The following is a 19606-nucleotide window of genomic DNA, read 5'->3' on the forward strand; positions in this document are numbered from 1 at the left end:
GCCGGGTTCGTCGCGCGCGCCTCGCGCGGGGGGCGCCCCGGGGCTCACGGAGCTGCTGCGGCGTGCCCCCCACCTCACTCCGGTGACGGTGGGGGCCTCGCCGCAGTCCGCCCGCTTCCCACCGGCCCGCCACCGGAGCGTTCCGGCCCGCACCCGGAATCGGCGGGTCCCGACCGGGCCACGGCAGGCCGGGGACGGGTCCGGTCAGCCCACCAGGTCCGGGGCGCGCAGCATCTCGGCCGGGATGCCCCAGGCGTCGACGAGGTCCGCCGCGAGGGGCCGGACCTTGCGGCAGAGGTCGTTCACCTCGCGGCTGATCGACTTGGACCGCTGGACGGTAAGCCGGCCGTGCTCCATGAACCAGGCCCGGTCCGCCTCGATCGTCGACAGGGCGAACAGGTCGCACAGCAGGCTCAGCGCGGTCCTGTTCCCGCTCTCCGGCAGCGCGCGCACCTTGTCGACGAACGCTTCCAGCACCAGCCGCTCGACGTGTGCGCGGGCGACCGCGATCACGTGGTCCTGCACCTGAGAGAAGACCGTGCCGGGATCGCGCTGCTGGTCGATCCCGCGCTTGAGCCGGCGGGCCACGCCGGCCAGCATGTGCTCCTCGCGGTAGCGGAGCATCGCGAGCTGGTACTCCGAGTCGAGGAGGCCGGCTTCCTGGTCCCACTCGTCGCCGCCGGGCAGCAGGTCGCGCACCCGCTCCAGCAGCTTGTGCGCCGAGGTCTTCTCCATGATCGTCTCGACTGCCAGGCCGGTGACGTGGCGAACCGTGCCGAGCTGGTCCAGGTCCTCGAACTCGCTCGCGTAGTGGGTGAGCAGGCCCTTGGCCACGAGTTGCAGCAGGACGTGGTTGTCGCCCTCGAAGGTGGTGAAGATGTCGGTGTCCGCCTTGAGGGCGGCGAACCGGTTGACGGCGAGGTAGCCGGCCCCGCCGCATGCCTCACGGCACTCCTGGACGACCCGGGTGGCGTGCCAGGTACCGAGTGCCTTGGTACCGGCGGCCCGCGACTCGAGCCGGCGCCGCGCCTGTGCGTCGTCCTCGATGCCGGAGAAGACGTCGTGCAGGTGCGTGCGCACGACGTCCTGCGCGAAGTGCAGCGCGTACGTCCGCGCGATGAGCGGCAGCAGACGCCGTTGGTGCAGCCCGTAGTCCAGGAGCAGTTGTTCGCCCGTGTCCGCGGTGGCTTCGAACTGCCTGCGCCGCACGGCGTACCTGGTGGCGATCGCGAGGGCGACCTTGGCGGCGTTGATCCCGGCCCCGCCCACACTGACCCGGCCCTGCACCAGCGTGCCGAGCATGGTGAAGAAGCGCCGGTCGGGGTTCTCGATCGAGCTTTCGTAGACGCCTTCGGGGGTGACGTCGGCGAACCGGTTGAGCAGTGCCTCGCGCGGCACCCGCACGTCGTCGAACCGGATGCGGCCGTTGTCCACACCGTTGAGGCCCATCTTCCGGCCGTCATCCTCGATGCGGACGCCGGGCACCACCTCACCGCCCGCCCGGATCGGCACCACGAACGCGTGCACGCCCCGGGACTTCCCGTCCACCTCGAGCTGGGCGAAGACGACCGCCAGCTCGCCGTGACGTGCCGCGTTGCCGATGTAGTCCTTGCACGACTGGTCGCCGGGCGTGGTGATGACGAACTCCTGGCCGGCGGCGTCGTACCGCGCCCGCGTGCCGAGGGCCTGGACGTTGGAGCCGTGGCCCGTCTCCGTCATCGCGAAGCAGCCCATGAGCTGCCCGGTGACCAGGTCCGGCAGATAGGCCTCGTGGTGGCGCCGGGTGCCCAGATGGAGGATCGCGCCACCGAAGAGCCCGAACTGCACACCGACCTTCACCAGCACCGACAGGTCCCCGAAGGCGAGGGTCTCGAAGGCGGCGATCGACGCGCCGACGTCTCCGCCCCCGCCGTACTCGGCCGGGAAGCCCATACCGGTCTGCCCCGTCGCGGCCATGTCGACCACGAGTTCACGCACCCGCTCGCGGAAGGCGTCGATGCCGAGCTCTTCGGCCTCTTCGAGGACGGAGGCATACCTGACCAGGTTGGTGCGGACGAGGTCGCGGACCTCGGCGTACTCTCCGTCGAGCACCTCCGTCAGTGCCCGGACGTCGACCTGGGGCTGCACGTATCCGCTCGAAGCAGTAGATGTGTCGTCAGTGGCCATGCCACTTCGCTACCCCGTCCGGCGATGATCAAGCGACCGCCCCGGGGAGCCCGGTGGAGCCCGGGCGGGCGCAGGGCAGCGGCCGCCCGGGCCCCGGTGGGCGGCCGTTCGGGCGTCCGGGCTTTCGGGGACGACTGCGGTGTCGGTCCGCTGACGTATCCTTCCCGCCACCGCACAACGACTCCGAGGACCGAGAGAATTGACTGCCGAGTCCGCTTTCCCGCTGCCCTTCCACGCCTCCCGCTCCATATCCTTCGCGACGCCCCGGACGTTGCGGGAACTCCGGATGATGGAGTGCAGTGCACACATCCGGGCGAAGCCGGGGTGGTTCGACAAGATGAACGATGCCGGCATCGTCGCCAGGTGGACGCGGGAAGCGGTCGCCCAAGGACTCACCGAGGCGCAGGTGCGGTACGTGCTCGCGGAACTCGCCCATTACGCGGCGCTGCGGGACGAACGGACCGGCATCGAGGTGTCCGCCGTCGACGGGGTGTGGCAGTCGGACACCCTGGTCGACGACGGGCTCGGAGTCCGGCTGCGCGAGGCCGTGCGGGTCCTGGAGCAGGTCCCCGAAGCGGAACAGGACTGGCACCCCGGTTCCGACGGCATGGTGCTGGACCTGGTGCACCCCTCGCTCTTCTGTCTGGTGAGAGGGGTGAGTGCGGCTCCCGAGCGAGCGTGGCGGAACCCGACGAGCCGATACTCCGCGTACGAGTTCTCGGAGAAGTTCCAGTGGCTGCCCACGGACGTCGACGTGAGCCCCGAAGGGGATGTCACCTTCCTGTCGTACGTCAACAACCTCCACCCCGGCACTCATCACGAACTGGCCTCCGTCCTGCCGGACCTCTTGGCCCGCTTCCTCCCGCTGTTCGAGAACGTGCTCACCGACCTGCGCCACCCGCGGCCCCTTCGGATCGAGGCCGATCCCTATGCGTGGTACGACTCCGAGCCGGCGTATCCGGACAGGTCCCTCCACGGTGACGACGAGGCCCACGCACAAGCCGTACGCGCCTGGGAGGAGGCCCATGACGACTGGTGGGAGAACCGCCGCCCGGTCGTTCCGGACGCCCCGGCCTTCACTCCGCCCGAGCCGCCGGACGAGTCCGTTCGAGTCGATCTGCGGGGCCGCACGCTCCAGGTCATCGTCAAGCTCGCCACCATTCGTCTCACCCCGGACAAGCCCGAGTACGCCGGTGGCTCCTGGCATGTCGAGGGGATGCTGAACGAGCGGATCGTCTCGACCGGCATCCACTACCGGGACAGCGAGAACATCACCGAAAGCCGGCTGGGCTTCCGGGCGGCACTGGACGACCCGCACTACGAGCAGAACGATGACAACGGTCTGCGCGAGGTGTACGGCCTGGAGGACGAGGACGCGCTGAACCAGACGCTGGGATCGGCATCGACCCCGGCGGGCCGCTGTCTGGCGTTCCCGAACATCCTGCAGCACCGCGTCGGGCCGTTCCGTCTCGTAGACCCCACCCGTCCGGGACATCGCAAGATCCTGGCCTTCTTCCTGGTCGACCCGTCGGAGAGGATCGTCTCGACATCGGACGTGCCACCGCAGCAACCATGGTCCGGCACCTCGACCATGACACTCGACGAGGCGCGGAGTCACCGCGAAGAACTCATGCGCGAGCGCAAGTTCTTCGTCGACGAGCACAACGAGCAGCTCTACGAACGGGAGTTCTCGCTCTGCGAGCACTGAGCTTCTCCCGAGGAGAGCCTCCCTCCCCGACGGCCCGGCATCCGCGCCGGGCCGTCGCCACCCGAGGGGGACCTGGTCGGCCCTGGTGCGACGGGAGGCGGCCGGGCAGGCTAGTTTGCTCGAATGAGTCTTCTCGATGATGTGGCCGAGCGCGACGGCTGGCGCTGCTGGGTGTGTGACGAAGCGGTCGACCCCGACGAGTCGGTGAACGACCCGCGGGGACCCAGCGTCGACAGCCGGACTGCCGACCGGAAGGCCAAGGTCGCGGAGCGGCTCGCACACCGCGGGTGCAATACCCGCAAGGGCGCGGTCAAGGCGGTCATCGCCTGGCCGGACCGGCTGTACGTGGTGGAACCCGCGCCACTGCTCACCGTGGCCGAGCGGCTGGAGCGGAAGGGGGGCCGCGAGATGGTGGGCCGTTGTCCGACCGAGCGGGACGCCCGGGAGACGGCGGACTGGCTGGTGGACCGGTTCTCCCGACTGGTACCCGGGCTGCCGGTCACCGCCGGCATCGAGCCCGGCGGGGGCCAGTTCCTCGTCATCCTGGCCGCCGGCCGCCGCTGACCAGGAAGATGCGGCGGGACGGGGCAACGGCGCGTTCGGCGCTCGTCACGCGAGGGCGCGGATCGCCTGGATGGTCCGGTCCACGCTGAGGGTTCCGTTCGCGCAGTCGCGCAGCAGGGCCGTCACCCGTTCGTCCTGGTACTCGCGCAGAGGTGCGGGTGGAGGCTCAGGCGCTGCGGCCTGGGCGACGTCGTCGCGGGTCAGGAGGTGGTCGGCCAGGGCGGCGCAGGAACGGTGCTGGAAGATGACGTCCGGCTTGACCGGGACGCCGAGGACCGTCGCGACCCGGCGGGCCAGGCGCACGTAGAGGACGGAGTTCAGGCCGAGTTGCCGGAACGACGCGTCCTCGTCGAAGCCCAGCGCCTCGTCGCCGATCTCCGGCTGGAGGACCTCGCGCCTGATCCGCTCGATCAGGTCCCGGCGTGGGTCGGGCGCGGGCTCGTGCGCGGTGGTGGTGATCCGGTCGATGAGCGGGGTGAGCACCTTCGACTCGCTCAGTTCCGTGAACACGGACACGCCCGCGTCCCGCAGGTACCGGATGCTGTCGGTCCAGCGGACGGGCTTGGCGATCTGTTCGGCGAGCAGCGAGCGGATCTCCTGCGCGTCGGGGCCGAACGGCCGGCCGGTCACGTTGGAGATGACCGGTGTCCGCGGTTCGCCCACGTCGACCGACGCGAGCAGGGAGCGGAAGCGCGCGGCGGCCGGGGCCATCGCCGGCGCGTGGAAGGGCCCGCTGACGCGGATCGGGACGAAGCCTCGGACGCCCTCCACCTCCTCGAAGACCGGTCTGATCCGGGCCAGTTCCTCGCGGCTGCCCGAGAGCACGAACTGCTCGGGTGCGTTGTGGTTGGCGATGACGACGCCGGTGGCACCGTGCTGCTTCAGGGTCTCCTCGACGATCTGCTCGGAGACACCGATGACTGCGGCCATCGCACCGCCGCCGATTCGGCTCATCAGTTCCGCACGGCGCCGCACCAGGGTCAGGCCGGTTTCGAAGTCGAAGGCGCCGGCCGCGAGCAGTGCGCTGTACTCGCCGAGGCTGTGGCCCGCGAAGAAGTCCGCGGGCGGCAGGTCCTCCCGGGCCGCCGACCAGTGCAGCGCGTTGACGACGTAGATCGCGGGTTGCGCGTACGCGGTGTCGGACAGCCGTCGTTCCGGGTTGTCCAGACAGAGTTCCTCGATCGAGTATCCGAGCACCCGGTCGGCGCGGCGGCCGAGGTCGGGGAACCTTCCGAACAGGCTGCGTCCCATCCCCTTCTTCTGCGTGCCCTGCCCCGGGAACACGTAGCAGCGCATCAGATCCGCCCGCCCCCGAGGTCGGATCCGGCCGGCGGCGTCGGCCACTCGGGGAGTTCCAGGATCCGGACCACGGCACACGTCCAGGTGAAACCGGCACCGACGCCGAGCAGCATGCAGAGGTCGCCGACGTCCACGGCGCGCTCCTTCACGAGGTGGTCGAGTCCGGCGATCTGGTCGCCCGCGCCGAGGTGGCCGACGGTGCGGCCCCAGGACCAGGTCGTGAGATCGAGGTCGACGTCGAGGGCGGCGAGGACCTCGCGCTGCAGCACGGTGCGTCCGAAGTGCGGAACGACGAACCGGGCGACGTCGCCGAGCAGGATCCCCGCGTCGTGCAGGGCTCGCTCGACGCAGTCGCTGAGGCCGGCCCGGAATCGGCGGGTGAACTCGTCGAGTTCCACGTCTCCCAGGTACTGCAGTTTGCGCAGACGCAGGTCGATGGGGTGCGTGGGGTCGTGGTGCGGGGTGAAGGGCGCGTCCCCGCGATGCAGGCGTTCGAGGGTGGGATCCGAGACCGTGGAGGTGCTGAGCACCTGGGCGAAACCGGACCTCCTGCTGAGCACCATCGCCGACGCGCCGTCGCCGGGGACGATGCCGATGTCGCTGTTCCAGCGGTCGATCGCGGGCGGAGCGACCTTGTCGGCGGTGGTCACCAGCGCCGCCACGTCGCCGGTGGCCGTGAGGGAGCGCGCCGCGATGTCCAACGCGGTCATGCAGCCGTTGGAAGCGTTCTTGACCTCGAAGGCGAGCGCCGAATGGTCCCCGAGTACTTCGCGGTGGATGTAGGAGGCCGTCGGGTAGAGCTCGAGGCCCTGGAAGTACACGCAGGCGTGCAGCAGCAGCGTGACGTCCTCGGCCCGGTGACCCGACCGTGCCAGGGCGTCTCTGGCGGCGGCCACCGCCATCTCGGGCGGGGCTTCGTCCGTGGCCTCGCAGATCGACTCGAGTTGCGTGTCCTCGGCGTCCTGGGCGTCGAACAGGCCGTCGGCGACCGCCTGTTCGACCTTGGTCGCCGGGGGCAGGTAGGTGGCGACACCCGCGATGAACAGGGCCTGTGTCTTCACTTCTCGTTCCCTCTCAGGGTGGTGGCGTCCTGGAGCAGGAGCCCGGCTATGGCTTCGGCCGTCGGGTAGTCGAACACCAAGGTGGCGGGCAGCGTGGTGTCGAGCCGTTTGGCGAGGCGTTTGCGCAACTGGACCATGGTGAGCGAGTCGATCCCGAGGGAACGCAGTGCTCTGCCGGCCGGCACGCTGTCGGGTCCGGGCAGACCGAGCACGTCGGCGGCCTCGCTGCGGACGAGGTCCAGCAGCAGAGCCGCCCGTTCGGCCTCGGAGGCGCCCGCCATCCGCGTGTCGAGCGACTGCGCGGTCCCGGGAACCTCGGCTCGGCGCCCTTCGGCCCTGCGCGGCAGCATGTCGCGCAACAGGGGAGGCGCCTCCGCGTCGCCGAGCGCGTGTCGCAACGATGCCAGTTCGAGGTGTACGGGCAGCAACTGGGTCTCGGGACGCGAGAGCGCGACGTCCAGGGCGTGCAGGCCCTCGGTCAAGGTCAGGGCACCGACCCCCTGACGCCGCAGGCGTCCCAGCTCGGCCTTGCTGAGATGGGCGGTCATGCCCACTCCGGCCTGCTCCCAGAGCCCGAAGGCGAGGCTGAGTCCGGCCAGACCCCGCTTGCGCCGGTTCGCCGCCAGGGCGTCCAGCGTCGCGTTCGCCGCGGCGTAGCCGCCCTGTCCCGCGGTGCCCAGCGTTCCGGCCGCCGAGGAGAAGAGGACGAAGGCGGCCAGGTCCAGCCGCTCGGTCAACTCGTCCAGCAGGCGCGCGCCCTGGACCTTGGGCGCCATCACCCGGTGCAGCCGCTCTGCGGTGAAGCCCTCCACCAGGCCGTCGTCGAGTACTCCGGCGAGGTGGAACACGGCCGTGAGGGGATGGCGCGGGTCGATCCCGTCCAGTACCGCGGCCACTGCGGCCCGGTCCGCGACGTCGCCCGCGACCAGGTCCACCCGCTCGGCGCCCGCGGCTTCGAGTTCCCGCACGGACGAGCCGGCTTCGGGGGCGTTGCCACCTCTCCGCGACAGCAGCACGAGCCGCCGCACTCCGTGCGTGCGGACCAGGTGTGTGGCCAGCGCGCCGCCGAGCTCGCCGAGCCCTCCGGTGATCAGCACGGTGCCGTCCGGGTCGAGGGCGCGTGGCACGGTCAGCACGGTCCTGGGCGTGGCATCGCGCCGCGCGTGGCGCAGGGCGTACGGCGCGTCGCGTATGTCGAAGGCGGTGAACGTCCTCCCGTCCTGCCCCGTGTCGTGGGAGGAGGGGTCGGCGGCCGCCTGCGCGAAGGTGAGGTGCGCGGGAATCGGCCGGAGGGTGGCGCCGTCCACGCTGATCCGATCGCCGAGCGCGCCTGCCGCGCTGCCCATGACCCGGTCACCCACGTGCAGGGAGGTGACGTCGCTGCCGACCTCCATGACGATCCCCGCGAACTCCAGGTCCTGTGCGGGGCCCGGGCTCATCCCGGCGGCGCGCACCGTGACGCGGACCTCCCCCGGCCCGGCGGGCTCCGGCGCCCCCTCCTCGTGCGGGGTGGCGACGACGTCCAGCTGACCGTCCTCCCGCTGCCGCACGTGCCAGCCGCCTTCGTCCGGCAGGAGGAACGCGTCGGCCTCGCCGAGGGTCGGCCTCGCTCGCGGCACGTGGGCGGTCTCGCCGCGCAGTACGCACTCCGGCTCGCCGCCCGTCTCGATCACGCGTGCCAAAAGCCGGAGGTCCGGCGTGCCGGGGTCGAGGTCGATCAGGCGCAGGACGCGCTCGGGTTGTTCCGTGCGCGCCGTGCGCACCATGCCCCACACTGCGGCATGGGCCCAGTTGCCCACCCGGTCGTCAGGACGTGACGACACCGCGTCCCGGGTGATCCAGACGAGTTCCGCGTCCTGGAGCCGGGCATCGCCCAGGCACACCTGGAGCGTCCGCAGCGCTTCGGCGGCGCTGTGTTCCGCGTCGTACCACTGGGCGGACGCGCTGTCAGGCGGCGTGAACAGCAGTCGCCGAGGCACGTCCGCCCGGACGTCGAGCCACTTCACGAGGGCGTCCAGATCGGGTACGACGTCGGCGCCGAGCCCCGCGCCCAACTCCGCGTCGCCGACCACGAGGGTGGGCGCGGGGCCGGGGGTTTCGGCCACGGGGTGCAGGCGCTGGTAGGCGACGCGGTAGAGGTGCTCGGCGGCCGGGTGCCCGCGACGTCTGCCGCGCTGGAACGTGAGCCTGCCGATCCGGGCCACCGCCTGCCCTGCCGGGTCCGCCAGCCACAGGGTGGCCGGCGCGAGGCCGTCGTCCCCGCCGGGTTCGAACGACACCCGCACGGTCAGCTCTCTACCTGCGGCCCGATACAGCTCGACGTCCGGCCAGATGAACGGGACGAGCGGCCCAGGAGCCGCACCGGCCGCCATCAGACCGGCGACGACGACCTGCAGTGCCGCGTCGAACAGTGCCGGATGCAGGTCGTGGCCGGCCGGATCCAGCGCGTCCGGAAGGGATACCCGCGCGTAGTGGACGCCGTCGCGGCAGGCGAGTTCGCGCAGTCCCCGGAACGCCGGGCCGTAGTCGAGCCCGTTCGCGAGGGCGCGTCCGTAGAAGGCTTCGACGTCGAGGGTCCGGGCGTCGGGCACCGGCCAGGTCCCCATGTCCGCGGGCGGCAAGGCGGCCTCGGCGCGCGCGCCGGTCACGCACTCCCCGGTCACGTGCTGCTGCCACGTGCGCGGTTCGTCCGTGTCCTCGGGCTGGCTGTGGAACGCGAAGGGGCGCCGTCCGTGCGCGTCCGGATCGCCGACGGTGGCCTGGATGCGCAGCGCCCGGCCCGTGTGGAGGACGACCGGCTCCAGCAGCGTCAGGTCCGCCACGGCGTCCGCACCTGCGGTGCGGGCGGCGAACAGCGCGGCGTCGATCAGGCCCGCGCCCGGCAGGTAGACCTGCCCGCTGACGACGTGATCGGCCAGCCACGGGCACTCGTCGAGCGACAGCCGGCCCGTGAACAGGTGGCCGCCGCCGGCGAGCGTCGTGATCGCGTCGAACCACGGGTGAGCGTCCCCGGACCGGCCTGCCGTCACCGCGACCGGCCCGGCCGGAAGCTCGCCGAGCCAGAAGCGTTGGCGCTGGAAGGCGTACGTCGGGATGTCGGCCTTGCCTGCGCCACCGGACCCGAGGACTCGCTCCCAGTCCAGCGGGAAGCCCCGCTCGAACAACGTCGCGGCCGCTCGCCGGAGCCCGTCCATTCCGCCCGGGGCGCCGTCGGAGGGTGGGCCGACCTCGACGAACACTCCGAAGCCCTCGCCGCGCAGCCGCTCCAGCGCGCGGTCGAGCCTGCTGGGCTCTTCCTCCGGCAGGTCCCGGAACCAGTAGTCGCCGCCGAGCTCCGGGCCCGGCACGACCTCGCCCGTGAGGCTCGACCAGAAGGGGATCGAAGCCGGGAGGGGGACGATCCCCGGCATCGCGCCGCCGACCGTGTCCCCCGAGTGAGCACGAGCTCGAAGGGCGACGACGCGGGCGCCGTCCTGCAAGCTCAACGCCCCGCTCACCACGGCGGCGGCGACCTCGCCTCGCACGTCGCCCACCACCGCCGCCGGCTCCACACCCCAGCTGCGCCACAGCGCCGCGAGTCCGAGGTATGTCGCGAACAGCGTGCACGGCTGCCTGTCCGGGCTGTGCACGTCCTCCTCGCCGCGCAGTGCCTCCAGTACGGACCAGCCGGTCAGCGGCGTGAGGACCGCGTCGCACTCCGCCACGGCGCCGCGGAACACCGCGCTCTGCTCCAGCAGTTCCCCGCTCGTCCTCGGCGGCCGCGCGTCCTGACCGCCGAACACGAAGGCGATCCTGCCCCGCGCCGTGCCGGAGCCGGGCTCGACCGCCCGCAGGGCTTCGGCGGCGTCCCTGGCGTTGCCCGCGAAGACCACGGCGCGCGCGTCGAAGTGCGTACGGCCGACGGCGGAGGTGTAGGCGATGTCCCGCATCGGCGCGGAGGGCCGGGCGTCGAGCCACGCGGCCCAGTGCCGGGCCTGCGCACGCAGGGCGGCCGCGTCGGTGCCCGAGATCACCAGTGGGTGGACGAGATCGTCGCCAGGCCGGTCGGCGACGGGGGTCGCCGGTGCTTCCTCGATGATGACGTGCGTGTTCGTGCCACTGATACCGAAGGAGCTGATGCCGGCACGACGCACCCGCCGGGTCCGCGGCCACTGCCGCGGCTGCCGCAGGAGCTCCAGTTCGCCGCCGGCCCAGTCGATCCGGGTGCTCGGCTTCTCCGCGTGGAGGGTGCGCGGCAGCCACTCGTGCTGAAGCGCCATCACCATCTTGATGACGCCGATGACGCCGGAGGCCGCCTGGGCGTGGCCGATGTTGGACTTGGCCGATCCCAGGTGCAGGGGGCGAACGCGGCCCGAGAACACCGCGGCGAGGGCGCCGGCCTCGACGGGATCGCCGAGCACGGTGCCGGTGGCGTGCGCTTCGACGACGTCGATGTCGGCCGGGGAGAGTCCGCCGTCGGCCAGGGCACCGCGGAGCACGCGCTGCTGCGCGAGGCCGTTCGGCGCGGTGAGCCCCTGACTGCGGCCGTCCTGGTTCATGGCCGTGCCCCGCACCAGGGCCAGCACGCGGTCACCGTCGCGCCTGGCGTCCGAGAGGCGCTTGAGCACCAGGACACCGCAGCCTTCCGCCCAGCTCGTCCCGTCGGCGTCGTCGGCGAAGCTCTTGCAGCGGCCGTCGGCCGCGAGCCCGTTGAGACGGCTGAACTCGACGAAGATCTGCGGGGTGCTCATCACGGTCACTCCGCCGGCGAGCGCCAGGTCGCATTCGCCACTGCTCAGCGCCTCGCACGCGAGGCGCAGGGCCACGAGCGACGAACTGCACGCGGTGTCGATGGTGAGCGCCGGCCCGGACAGGCCGAGGGTGTAGGACACGCGCCCGGAGATCAGGCTCGACCCGTTGCCAGTGATCTTGTAGCCGTCGCTGCTCCCGACGTCCCAGCGCCGGGCGACGTCGTAGTCCGAACTCATCGCCCCGAGGTAGACGCCCGTGTTGCTGCCCTCGAGGGACGCGGCGGGCAGGGCGGCCCGTTCGAGTGCCTCCCACACGACTTCCAGGACGAGCCGCTGCTGCGGGTCCAGGGACAGCGCCTCACGCGGGCTGAGCCCGAAGAACGCCGCGTCGAAGTCCTCGACGTCGCGTACGAAGCCTCCCTTGCGCTCGAAGCGCCTGCCGGTGGCGTCGCGCTCCGCGTCCTCCAGCGTGCTGAGATCCCACCCGTCCCAGCGCCGCGGGAACGGGGAGGAGGCTTCGCGGCCGTCGACGAGCAGTTCCCAGAACGCTTCGGGCGTGTCGATCCCGTCCGGGAGCCGGCAGGCCATGGACACGATCGCGACGGGGTCGTCGTCGGGCCGCCCGGGCACCGCGGCGGCGGCGGTCGAGGCTTCCGGGGCCTCGTACCGCGCGTCGGCGTGCGTCAGCAGCAGGGTCGCGATCGCCTGCGGTGTGGGGTAGTCGAAGGCGAGCACCATGGGCAGCGCGACCCGTGTCCGTGCGCTGAGCCGGTTTCGCAGCTCGACCACCATGAGGGAGTCGAAACCCTGGTCGCGCAGCGCCGTGCCGGGGCGCACGTCCTCGGCGGGCAGGCCGAGCAGGGCCGCCGCCTCTCCCGTGACGAGTGCGACCACCTCTGCCAGGCGCTCGGCTTCGGGCAGCGCCCGCACGTCCTCGCGCCACGCGGCGCCGTTGACGACCGGTACCGCGTCGTCGTGTTCGTCCAGCCAGTAGCGGCGGTGTTCGAAGGCGTACGACGGAAGGTCCACCCCGCGCGTGCCGGGGGCGGGGAACACCCGCTCCCACGGGATCGGAACCCCGTGGACGTGCAGGTCCGCCAGCGCCCGCAGCACCTGCCCGATCCCGCCGTGATCTCGGCGCAGGCTGCCCACCACGACGGCCGACCCGTCGGCCTCGGTCCCCTGCGCCAGGGCTATCCCGAGCACCGGATGCGGACTGACCTCGACGAAGACTCCGTACCCGTCCGCTCGCAGCCGTTCCAGCGCTCGATCGAAGCGCACCGGCTCGCGCAGGTTGCGGCACCAGTACTCCGCGTCGAGCTCCGGCCCCGCCGCCCGCTCCCCCGTCACGCTCGAATAGAAGGCGATCTCCGCGTCCGCGGGGGAGAGGCCCGCGAGTTGCCCGCGCAGCGCGGGCAGCAGGGCCTCCATGTGCGGGCTGTGCGACGCGTAGTCCACGTCCACGCGCTGGCAGTACGCGCCGGCGGCCTCCATCTGCGCGAGGAAGCGGTCCACCGCCTCGGCGTCTCCGGCCACGACGGTCGACCGCGCGGTGTTCACCACGGCGACGGACAGCGCCTCGCCGTACGGCGCCAGCTTCTCGAGGACCTCGCCCACCGGGCGCTCCACGAGCCCCATCGCCCCGTCCGGCGCGTGGTCGTGCACGGCCCGGGCGCGCGACGCCACGATGCGGGCGCCGTCCGCCAGGCTCAGCGCCCCACTGACGACCGCCGCTGCCACCTCACCCTGACTGTGGCCGACGACCGCGGAGGGCTCGACGCCCCAGGCGCGCCACATCGCGGCGAGACCGACGTACATCGCGAACAACGCGGGCTGCACCACGTCCGTGCGCGTGAAGGGCGGCGCGAGACCGTCCTGCCCGCGCACCACGGCGGCGACCGAGAACCCGGTGTACGGGGCGAGGGCGTCGTCGCAGGCTGTCACGGCCTCCCGGAACGCCTCGTTCTGCTCCCACAGCGACTGGCCCATCCCCCACCACTGGGCGCCCTGGCCCGGGAAGACGAACGCGACGCGGCCGCGAGCGGCGGTCGCGCCCGTCACCACCGCGCCGTGGCTCTCGTCCGCGGCGAGAGCCCGCAGACCGGCCACCGCCTCGTCCGTCGTTCCGGCGATCACCGCGCCGCGCGTGGGGTGCTGTGTGCGGGTCGTCGCCAGCGAGTGTGCGACGTCGGACAGCCTCGTCCCTGGCGACCGCCCGAGGTGGCTCGCCAGCCGTGCGGCGTTCCGCGCGAGCGCGAGCGGGTTGGTGCCGGACACCGTCAGGCAGACCGGACCGCTCTCGTCCGGTGCGGCCTGTGCCGGAGCGCCCTCGGGCGCTTCGCCGAGGGCGACGTGCGCGTTGGTGCCGCCGTAGCCGAAGCTGCTCACCCCCGCGAACCGCGGCCCGGCAGGCCACGTGGCCGCCTCGGTGACCACTTCCAGACGTTCGGCGGTGAAGTCGATGCGCGGGTTCGGCGTGCGGAAGTGCAGGCTCGGTGGGATGACGCCGTGGTGCACCGCGAGCGCGGCCTTGACGAGCCCGAGGACGCCGGCCGCCGGTTCGAGATGGCCGAAGTTCGTCTTCGCCGAGCCGATGCGCAGCGGCGTGGGCCGGTCGGGCCCGAACACGGTGCCGAGCGCGCTCCCCTCCGTCACGTCGCCCAGCGGCGTGCCCGTGCCGTGCGCCTCGACGTACGCCACCGCACGCGGCGGGACGCCGGCGTTCTCCCACGCCGAGCGCAGCACCTCCGTCTGCGCCTCGTGGCCGGGGGCGGTCAGTCCGTCCGTGGCGCCGTCGTTGTTGACGGCGCTGCCGTGCACCAGCGCATAGACGCGGTCGCCGTCGGCGAGCGCGTCGGACAGGCGGCGCAGCACGACCACGGCGCATCCCTCGCCCCGTGCGTAGCCGTCGCCGTCGGCGTCGAAGGCCCGGCACAGGCCGGCAGGGCTCTGCGTGCCGAGTTTCGTCATGGCCACCGAGGTGTTCGGGTGCAGCATCAGGTTGACGCCGCCGGCGAGTGCGAAGTCCGACTCGCCGGAGCGCAGGCTCTGCACGGCGAGGTGCACCGCGACCAGGGAGGAGCTGGACGCGGTCGCCACGGCCATCGCGGGGCCCCGCAGCCCCAGGGCGTAGGCGATGCGGGACGGGATCACCGAGTTGTCCCAGCCGATGGCCGAGTGGGCGTGGATCGCCTCGGCGGCGCCCTGCGTGAACAGCGGGTACTCCTGCCACATCGCGCCCATGAAGACGCCGGTGCGCGTACCCGCGAGACTCGCGGTGGAACGCCGCGCGTCCTCGACGGCGGCGCACGCCACCTCCAGGGCGATCCGCTGCTGCGGGTCCATCTGCCGTGCCTCGGCCGGTGGGATGCCGAAGTACTCCGCGTCGAAGCCCGTGACGTCGTCGAGGAATCCGCCTCGGCGGTTCGCCGCCCGGCCGGACGCCTCCGCGTCGGCCCACGCGGTGGCGTTCCACCGGTCGGCCGGCACCTGGCGCACGGCGTCGACGCCCTCGAGCAGCGCCTGCCAGAGCGCGGCCGGATCCTCGATCAGTGCCGGCAGTCGGCACCCGATGCCGACGATCGCGATCGGCTCGCGTCGGCCGTACGTCCGGTCGGCGGTCTGGTCAGCCATGAGTAGCCCCGATCTCGTCGGACGCGTAGAGCGCCAGGCATGTCTCCTCGATCGCGGCGAGCGGCCCCGCGTCGTTCAGGATCGTCATGTGGTTCGCGGCGTCGATGTCCACCAGGCGAAGGCCCGGCAGTTCGCGCACCCAGTCCTGCTGGTAGTTCACGTGGTCGAGGGAGAAGGTCTCGCCGACGACCTGGAAGTAGGGTTCGCTCTCCCCCAGGAAGAGGCCGCGCCGGTTGCGGAAGTAGGTGGACACCACCGCTTCCGGCCGCGGCAGCGGCCTGATGGTGTGCTCGCCGAGCCGGTAGGCGAGCTGGATCGCCATGTTGCGCCTGATGAACCGCGCGATCTGGGCGGGTCTCATGGTGAACCCGCGCCCGGCCGCCAGGTCCGCGAGCCGCAGGACGAACGCGTCCTCGTCCAGGCCCTCAGCGAGCTCGTCCCGGTGGACGAGACGGGCGCGCAGGACCGCCGGGTCCTTCTCCCCCGCCGGCCAGAGCAGGGAGTTCAGGACCTGCAGAGCCGCGCTCTGCGCCGACTGGAACCCGTTCGCGTTCGACTTCGCCAGGCCGGTCTCGTCCGGCGAGTCCACCATCGTCAGCGAGGCCACGTCCTGGCCCCCTGCCTGCAGCCGCCGGGTCACCTCGTAGGCGACGATGCCGCCGAGGCAGAATCCGCCGACGTCGTACGGTCCCTCGGGCTGCACCGAGCGGATGAGCCCGGTGTAGTACTCGGCCATGGCCGTGACGCCCTCGATCGGCGCGTCCTCGGTCAGCAGGCCACGGGCCTGGATGCCGTAGAACGGGCGGTCGATCCGCTGGGCGATCGTGCGGTACGACTCGACGCCGGCGAGGGCGCCGTGGATCCAGAACACCGGTCTGCCCTCGGACGCGCCGTTGAGGCGCACCAGCTCGGGGGCCAGGGGACGCGCGTGCGTGCGCGTGGCCGCCGCCTCGGGCAGCCTCGCGACCACGTCGTCCAACGTGTCGTGCGGCTGCCACCAGTCGGGCTGGAACCCCGGGAACACGTTGCTGATCCGTCCCAGCATCGCGACCAGCAGCAGGGAGTTGAGACCGTAGTCCGCGAGCGACCTCGTGCCGTCGATCTCGTGGCGCGGCAGGCCGAGCACCGAGGCGACGAGGTCGGCGACGAAGGCTTCGCCGTCCGGAGGGCCGACGACCGTGTGCGAAGCCTGATCCGGCCGCGGCGCCTGCTCGGCGAAACACGGCAGCTGTGCGAAGGGGTACCCGGGCAGTGCGATGCGCCTGCGCCTGGCGCCGCGATGCACCGGATCCCAGTCCACGCGCCTGCCCGCGACCCAGTGGTGTGCCACGTGGTCCAGCTGCGGCGGCACCCCGTCGCCCTCGGCGCCGGCGGCGGGATCGACGCCGTCGGCGAACGCCACGTGGGCCAGCGCGTCCGGGTCGCCGTCGAGCCAGCCTCCCAGCGTGCGGGCGGCCTCGTCCGTGCCCCGCGCCACGAACGCCAGCCGGCAGCTCATCGCTTCCCGGCCGACCTGCAACGTGTAGGCGATGTCCGCCCAGGAGCGCGGATCCGCTTCGGCGAGCCGAGGAACCAGCCGGCGCGCCCGCTCGCGCAGAGCGTCGACGCTCCGGGCCGAGAGCACCAGGACCTGCGCGCCCGGGTCGTCCTCCCGGGAGGCGGAGGCGATGTGCTGCTCCAGGACGACGTGCGCGTTCACACCGCCGATCCCGAAGCTGTGCATGCTCGCGCGGCGCGGGAGCGGCCGGCCGGCGTCGTCGGTGCGCTCGGGCCACGGCAGGTTCCGCTCGGCGATGCGCAGCCGCGTCCCCTCGACGGAGAGGTCGCGGTGCAGCCGCCCGAAGCCCGGGACGGCCGGGATCACGCCGTGCCGCATCGCCTGGGCGGTCTTCACCAGCGCGGCCAGGCCGGAGACCACCTCCGTGTGCCCGATGCAGGGCTTCACGTTGCCCAGGTAGGTCACGTGTCCGCCGTCGTCCTCACCGCGCAGTCCGGCGCCGAGGGCCGCCAGCTCCGCGCTGTCCGCCAGAACCGAGCTCATGCCGTGGGTCTCGATGTAGTCCACGGCGCCCGGCTCGATCGCGGCGTCGGCGTGGGCGTGCGCGACGGCTGCCTTCATACCCCTGATGTTCGGTGCCGTGAAGGACACGCCCCTGCCGCCGTGGGCCACGCCGGTACCGCGCACGACGCAGTAGACGTGGTCCCCGTCCTCGACGGCCCGGCGCAGGGGTTTGACCAGTACGGCGGCGACGCCCTCGCTGCGCGCCGTACCGTCGGCGTCCTGCTGGAACGGCCGGACGTCGCCGCGCGGGCTGAGCATCCCCGCGGCCCGCATCCCGCCGAACCCCGCGGGCGACATCACCAGGTTCACGCCGCCGACGAGCGCCTGCTCGCACTCGCCGTCGCGGATGGACCGGATCGCCCGGTGCAGGGCCACGAACGATGACGAGCACGTGGTGTCGCACTGCTCGCTGGGACCGTTGAGGTCGAGCAGGTACGAGATCCGGTTGGGCACCATCGCGGGCGACGGCAGGCTCATCAGGTCCGCGGCCGCCGGCCGGTATTCGCTCTGCGTCGTGGCGACGAACACGCCCGTGGGCCGGCTCCGCAGCTCGGCCGGCCGGTAGCCCGCGTCCTCGACGGCGTTCCACGACGTCATCAGCAGCAGGCGCAGTTCCGGCGTGACCTGGCGTGCCTCGGTCATCGACATGCGGAAGAAGAGAGGATCGAACGCGTGCACCCCGTCGAGGAATCCGCCCCGCAGCCCGGCCGCCTCCTCGCCGTAGCTCGCCCAGTCCGCACGCTTCTCCGGCGGTGCGGTGATGCACCGCCTGCCTTGCTCGACGATCTGCCAGAACTCGTCGACGTCGTCGGCCCCGGGGAAACGTGCGGACATGCCGACGATCGCCATGCCGTCGAGCGCGGCCTCGTCGAGTTCGGGCCGAGGTCGAAGCCGGGGCCGCACGGGATCGGGCGCCCGGTCCGGCGACGCGGGCTCCGGAAGAAGCACCTCCCGCAGGTCCCCGGCGTATTCGGAGACGATGAACTCGCCCAGCTCGGCGAGGGTGTTGTGCTCGAACAGCACAGTGATGTCGAGGTCGATGCCGAGCGTCCCGCCGAGGGTCCGGGCCACGTTCACCGCGAAGATCGAGTCGAGCCCGTAGTTCGAGAAGGGTTCGCCCCGCCCGATCCTCGTCCGCGGGATGTCCAGCGCCTCTGCGAGCACATCGAGCGCGACCGCCTCGACGTGGGCGCGCAGCCGGTCCCCGGGCCCGCTCCCGGCGGCGTGCTCGGCCACGGCCCGCGCCGGACTCTCGCGCACCGGCGCCACCTGCGGCGCGGAGGGGCGCGGCAGGGCCGTCGCCTGCCGTACGACGCCGTCGCTCTCGGCCACGATGACCTGCTGTCCCAGGTCCTCGGCATCCTGCGCGGGCAGAGCGATCGCGCGGAACCCCTCCTGCGTCAGGACGTGCCGCCAGCGCGCCGTGGAGAGCAGCGGGCTGCCCTGGATACGCAGGTGGGGGTCCTCGTAGCGCCACCATCCGTCGAGGAGGCCGAACGAGAACTGGCTGAGCAGGTTGTTCGCGGTCAGCTCGTTCAGCACGAGCAGCCCACCCGGCCGGAGAAGCGCCTTGGTGTTGCGCAGGGTGTGGCAGATGTCCCGGGTGGTGTGCAGGACGTTGGCGGCGACCACGACGTCGTACCCGCCCAGGGTGAGGCCCTGGTCCGCCACCGGGCGCTCGATGTCCAGGATCGCGCAGGTCAGCGCGGGATTTGCCGCACCGAACGAGCGCTCCGCGTGGTTCAGGAAGACTCTTGATATGTCGGTGTAGCAGTACTCGCGCACGTCCAGCCGCGCGGACCGCAGCCCCTCCAGGACGACGGCGCTCGTGGCACCCGTGCCGGCGCCGATCTCCAGGATCCGCGCGGCGTCCGCCGTCGGCACTCGTGCCCGCCGTCGCAGCCGCGCCACCAGGTCGGCGGCCAGCACCTGGTTGAAAAACGCTGAGGCCGGGTTGGTCGCGTAGGCGTTCTGCACCAGCTCCAGCGATCCTCCGGGGAAGATGACGTCGGTGGCCGGTCGCCGTCCGCCGAGGATGTCGGGGAAGGCACGCAAGGTGGTCTCCACCAGCAGGTGGGTGGCCGCGAGGTCGGGATTCTCCCGCCACGCGGGCTTCTCCGTCTCCCACTCGCGCCACAGCTGCTCGATCGGCCGATACCGCACGGCGTCGTCGAGCAGGACCCTGCCGTCCCGCCGGTCGACGTAGCCGGCCGCCTCGAAGAGGCGCAGGCACTCCTCGAACCAGGCACCGTACCCCGGCGCGAGACCCGCCGACTCCCGTGCGGCCTCCGGCGTCCGGCCGGATTCACGGAACGCGCCGAGCGTGCACAGATGGGACCAGAGAAAGTCGAGCAGCAGCTGTTTCATGATCAGTCCCTTCCAA

The 19606-nt window shown here is 72.3% G+C and carries 7 protein-coding genes; 2 read left to right on the top strand and 5 right to left on the bottom strand.

Annotation, left to right across the window (positions count from 1 at the left end; translation table 11 throughout):
• Window positions 1-204: 204 nt before the first annotated feature.
• On the bottom strand, window positions 205-2166 hold the full coding sequence (locus ABZ371_RS05690) for an acyl-CoA dehydrogenase family protein (RefSeq protein ID WP_358673935.1): 1962 nt from the start codon (window positions 2164-2166) through the stop codon (window positions 205-207).
• Between the two features lie 199 nt (window positions 2167-2365).
• Here ABZ371_RS05690 and ABZ371_RS05695 point away from each other — a divergent pair, with 199 nt between their 5' ends.
• The gene (locus tag ABZ371_RS05695; protein ID WP_358673938.1) at window positions 2366-3874 is read left to right on the top strand and encodes a DUF4246 domain-containing protein; all 1509 of its coding nucleotides are present in this window, start codon (window positions 2366-2368) and stop codon (window positions 3872-3874) included.
• Window positions 3875-3997: 123 nt separating this feature from the next.
• A complete protein-coding gene (locus ABZ371_RS05700) occupies window positions 3998-4438 on the top strand; it encodes a hypothetical protein (protein ID WP_358673941.1) in 441 nt (146 codons plus the stop codon).
• Window positions 4439-4483: 45 nt separating this feature from the next.
• Here ABZ371_RS05700 and fabD read toward each other — a convergent pair whose 3' ends face one another.
• From fabD to ABZ371_RS05720, 4 genes are read right to left on the bottom strand one after another with little or no spacing between them, the layout of a single operon-like run.
• The gene (fabD, locus tag ABZ371_RS05705) at window positions 4484-5734 is read right to left on the bottom strand and encodes an ACP S-malonyltransferase (protein ID WP_358673944.1); all 1251 of its coding nucleotides are present in this window, start codon (window positions 5732-5734) and stop codon (window positions 4484-4486) included.
• Window positions 5734-6798, bottom strand: a complete 1065-nt coding sequence (locus ABZ371_RS05710; RefSeq protein ID WP_358673947.1) for a ketoacyl-ACP synthase III family protein — start codon at window positions 6796-6798, stop codon at window positions 5734-5736. The genes fabD and ABZ371_RS05710 overlap by 1 nt, the downstream gene beginning before the upstream one ends.
• Complete coding sequence (locus ABZ371_RS05715; RefSeq protein WP_358673950.1) at window positions 6795-15161, bottom strand: type I polyketide synthase; 8367 nt, start codon at window positions 15159-15161, stop codon at window positions 6795-6797. Before ABZ371_RS05715 ends, ABZ371_RS05710 begins: the two co-directional genes overlap by 4 nt.
• The gene (locus ABZ371_RS05720) at window positions 15154-19590 is read right to left on the bottom strand and encodes a beta-ketoacyl synthase N-terminal-like domain-containing protein (protein ID WP_358673953.1); all 4437 of its coding nucleotides are present in this window, start codon (window positions 19588-19590) and stop codon (window positions 15154-15156) included. The genes ABZ371_RS05715 and ABZ371_RS05720 overlap by 8 nt, the downstream gene beginning before the upstream one ends.
• Window positions 19591-19606: the final 16 nt, after the last annotated feature.

The sequence above is a fragment of the Streptomyces sp. NPDC005899 genome (genome assembly GCF_040629645.1).
Classification (GTDB): Bacteria; Actinomycetota; Actinomycetes; order Streptomycetales; family Streptomycetaceae; genus Streptomyces.

What these genes read in the sequence shown, in the direction of transcription:
- ABZ371_RS05690 (WP_358673935.1), bottom strand. Translation starts at nt 2,166, where the DNA reads ATGGCCACTGACGACACATCTACTGCTTCGAGCGGATACGTGCAGCCC.
- ABZ371_RS05700 (WP_358673941.1), top strand. Translation starts at nt 3,998, where the DNA reads ATGAGTCTTCTCGATGATGTGGCCGAGCGCGACGGCTGGCGCTGCTGG.
- fabD (WP_358673944.1), bottom strand. Translation starts at nt 5,734, where the DNA reads ATGCGCTGCTACGTGTTCCCGGGGCAGGGCACGCAGAAGAAGGGGATG.
- ABZ371_RS05715 (WP_358673950.1), bottom strand. Translation starts at nt 15,161, where the DNA reads ATGGCTGACCAGACCGCCGACCGGACGTACGGCCGACGCGAGCCGATC.
- ABZ371_RS05720 (WP_358673953.1), bottom strand. Translation starts at nt 19,590, where the DNA reads ATGAAACAGCTGCTGCTCGACTTTCTCTGGTCCCATCTGTGCACGCTC.